The sequence below is a fragment of the Veillonella dispar genome (assembly GCF_937975875.1).
In the GTDB taxonomy this organism is placed as follows: domain Bacteria; phylum Bacillota; class Negativicutes; order Veillonellales; family Veillonellaceae; genus Veillonella; species Veillonella dispar_B.
The window spans coordinates 1-2,996 of the sequence record NZ_CALJSP010000023.1 but is presented as its reverse complement, the minus strand read 5'-3'; the positions used below and the strand labels follow the sequence as shown (position 1 = coordinate 2,996).

Below are 2,996 nucleotides of genomic sequence, written 5' to 3'. Positions count from 1 at the left end.
CGATAGTTTTCATTATTGTTCCGGCCCCATGTCTCGGAATTCCACGTCTCTAAATTGTGTTAATTCTCCAATGAATTGGAGTTCCACAGTACCGACGGAACCATTACGGTGCTTACGAATGAGGACTTCTGCGTTGTCCCCTTTTTCGGAGTTTTCATCGTAATATTTATCGCGGTACAAGAAGATAACGATATCCGCATCTTGTTCGAGGGAACCAGATTCACGAAGGTCAGACAGTACAGGCCGTTTATCTGGTCTGCTTTCAACACTACGAGACAACTGAGATAAGGCGATGAGCGGCACATTGAACTCACGAGCAATCAATTTGAGGTTACGAGAGATTTCAGACACCTCTTGTTGACGGTTCTCGCTGCCCTTGCCGGAGTTGCGGCCTTGCATCAACTGAATATAGTCGACGATAACGAGATCGAGACCATGTTCCACCTTGAGGCGGCGCAGTTTAGAACGCATATCTTGTACGGTAAGGCCCGGCGTATCATCGATAAAGAGCTTGGATTTGCTCATGCGGTCCGCAGCGGCGATAACCTTTTCCCAGTCAGTAGGGTCCATGTTCGCACGGCGCAATTTTTCAGAACTCACACCTGCCACGGAGGATAGAATACGACCAACGAGCTGTTCCTTGCCCATTTCTAGGGAGAAGAACGCTACCGTCTTGTCGTACAACATCGTTACGTTTTGAGCAATATTCAAGGTGAAAGCCGTTTTCCCCATCGCAGGACGGGCTGCTACGAGGATGAGGTCAGATTTTTGTAGACCATTGAAGACATGGTCCACATCTTTAAAGCCTGTTGGAACGCCTGTAATAGCACCATCATGCTGTTGCAATGCATTTAATTTATCTAAGTTAGATAATACAACCTCCCCAATAGGAGCAAATGATGATTCGGACTGTGTTTGACCACTTACGTCCAATACCATTTGTTCCGCCTTGTTAAGGATAGCCGTTGGCTCATCTTCACCAGCATATGTCATGCCTACGATTTTATTCCCTGCATCGATAAGACGGCGCAACTGAGCTTTCTCGCTGATAATCTTCGCATGTTCCTCTACATTATAGGACACAGATTCATTGGCGAGAGATGTAATATAAGCAAGACCACCTACCGCATCGAGTCGCTTGCGACGGTCTAATTCTTCACCAACAGTGATGAAGTCTGCCGTCTTGTTAGCATGCACGATTTCTAAGATAGCATCATAAATAATACGATGCGCATCGCGGTAAAAGTCTTCAGATTTTAGAATACTCGTTACCGTATCAACAACAGCACCCGAGTTGGATCCATTCGTTAATAAAGCCCCCAAAACAGCTTTTTCCGCATCTAAATTATGCGGTGGAATGCGTACATCCATGATAATCCCCTTTACAAAACCACTATGGATAAAAGAATTCACCATACTCAAAGAGCATGGTGAACACTATTATTCAGCTACTACGTTAACCTTGATAGTACTTGTAATTTCAGGATGAACACGAACGAGTACGTCATGTACGCCTAATGTTTTCAATGGTTCTTTGATTTCGATTTTCTTTTTATCGATATCTACTTTGTATTGCGCTTTAGCTGCATCGGAAATATCTTTTGCAGTAACGGAACCGAATACACGACCTTCTTCGCCCATGCGAACTTTTACAGTTACTTCAACCTTAGTCAATTGAGCTGCCAAGATTTTAGCTTCGTCATTGGCAACAGCTTTATTGTGAGCGATGGATTCTTGCTTTTGTTTCGCATTATTTACGTTAGTTGCTGTACCTTCAAGGCCAAGACCTTTTTTGATTAATACATTACGGCCATATGCATCGCTAACTTCAACGATTTCACCTTTTTTACCAACCTTTTTAACGTCTTCTAACAATACTACTTTCATTGTTCTTCCTCCTCTTTCTCTGCGGAATGAAGGGCTTCAAGAGCATGATCTAAAATAGCCTTCTTCGCTTCCTCTATCGTCATACCTTGTAATTGGGCACCAGCCACGGTTCTATGACCACCGCCACCCAAGGCTTCCATTACAACCTGTACATTTACCTTGCCTTTGGATCGAGCGCTAACGCCGATACCGCCGTCATTCAAGGAATACAGTACAAAGGCTGCTTCAATATCTTCATTACTGATGAGCATATCCGCACTTTGTGCAGCTAATGCCATCATATCCTTCAAACCTTCAGGTGCTACGGAAATAGCAATCCCTTCAGTTCGACTGGCTTCAAATACCATTTTAGCACGCAATTGGATGGAATCGAAGGTTTCAATAAATAATTGTTTAACCTTATCAATATCTGCCCCTGCACGGCGCAAGAATGCAGCCGCTTCAAAGGTACGTGCCCCAGTTTGTTGCACAAAGTTCTTCGTATCGAGCACGATACCTGCATAAATACCTGTAGCTTCTGCCTTTGAAAGTTTTACGCCACCACCTGCGTATTGTACAAGCTCTGTTACGAGCTCAGATGTAGATGACGCAGTTGGTTCCAAGTACGTAAGCAATGGGTTTTCAACAAAGTCCGCTGCACGACGGTGATGGTCGATAACGATGCGTCGTTCAGAAATTTCAAGCGCCTCTTGAGCAGCTACCATTTCTTGACGATGCGTATCACATACGATAGTAAGCGTATTCGCATCTACCCACGCTTTTGCTGCATCAGGGGTGATAATATGTTCCGTCCAGAACTCATCTTCTTTAAGAACAGTCACCATTTTATCGATGGCGCTAGTTTCTTTTGAAAGCGCAATGCGCACGTCTTTACCAAGTGCTCGAGCAATGGCGGCTACACCGATAATACCACCTAATGCATCGTAGTCTTCACGTTTGTGACCCATTACAAGAATTTTATCGGAATCAAGCATAAGCTCATGTAAAGCTTGCGATACCACACGAGCACGAACGCGCGTATTCTTCTCGACGCCAGCTGTATTGCCACCGAAGAAGCGGGTGCTTTCACCATCCATAATACACACTTGGTCACCACCGCGACCTAATGC

General features: G+C 44.6%; 3 protein-coding genes. All 3 read right to left on the bottom strand.

All coding sequences use genetic code 11. The features are described from left to right. Nucleotides 1-12: 12 nt before the first annotated feature. On the bottom strand, nt 13-1,371 hold the full coding sequence (dnaB, locus tag Q7P05_RS00995) for a replicative DNA helicase (RefSeq protein ID WP_039968875.1): 1,359 nt from the start codon (nt 1,369-1,371) through the stop codon (nt 13-15). Between the two features lie 69 nt (nt 1,372-1,440). After that, a complete protein-coding gene (gene rplI, locus Q7P05_RS00990) occupies nt 1,441-1,887 on the bottom strand; it encodes a 50S ribosomal protein L9 (RefSeq protein WP_004694699.1) in 447 nt (148 codons plus the stop codon). After that, nucleotides 1,884-2,996 (bottom strand): DHH family phosphoesterase (locus Q7P05_RS00985; protein ID WP_303930089.1); only part of this gene is annotated, 1,113 nt, incomplete at its 5' end. The genes Q7P05_RS00985 and rplI, both read right to left, overlap by 4 nt.